The sequence below is a fragment of the Lysinibacillus sp. GbtcB16 genome (assembly GCF_019091145.1).
Lineage (GTDB): Bacteria > Bacillota > Bacilli > Bacillales_A > Planococcaceae > Lysinibacillus > Lysinibacillus fusiformis.
In genome coordinates this window covers 1-372 of record NZ_JAGXJV010000176.1, presented here as the reverse complement: position 1 = coordinate 372, position 372 = coordinate 1, and the positions used below count along the sequence as shown (strand labels likewise).

General features: G+C 56.2%; 1 protein-coding gene. It reads right to left on the bottom strand.

Going from position 1 to position 372, the window contains the following annotated elements; all coding sequences use genetic code 11:
- On the bottom strand, window positions 1-372 hold a 372-nt coding region (locus tag KVT27_RS23890), incomplete at both ends, for a hypothetical protein (protein ID WP_217582101.1).

Genomic DNA, 372 nt, shown 5'->3' with positions numbered 1-372 from the left:
AACTGCAGCGTCCCGCTCTGCGTCAGACCGTTCGTTCCGTCGATGACTTTCAGCGCAACCCATTCGGAGGGATGCCCCGGCATTAAGCCCGACCGCAAATATTCCCATTCCAGCATGGGCAAATCCTGCTCTGCCAACCGCTGCTGCTTGACTGAGACGTAAAGGGATACCGGACCTTTCACCGGTGCTGTATCAAAGCACAAATGCAAAGCAGGATGCCTGCCTGCCAGCGGTTGGAACGGCTCGAATCCGCCCTCCAGCTGCCGGCTGTGCCTCGTTCGATCTTCGTAAACGGTATTGTTCAAGGCCAAGCAGCGTTCTGCAGGATACAGCCGGTCTTCGTACTGGTAAGTCATCGAGACTTCATCCATC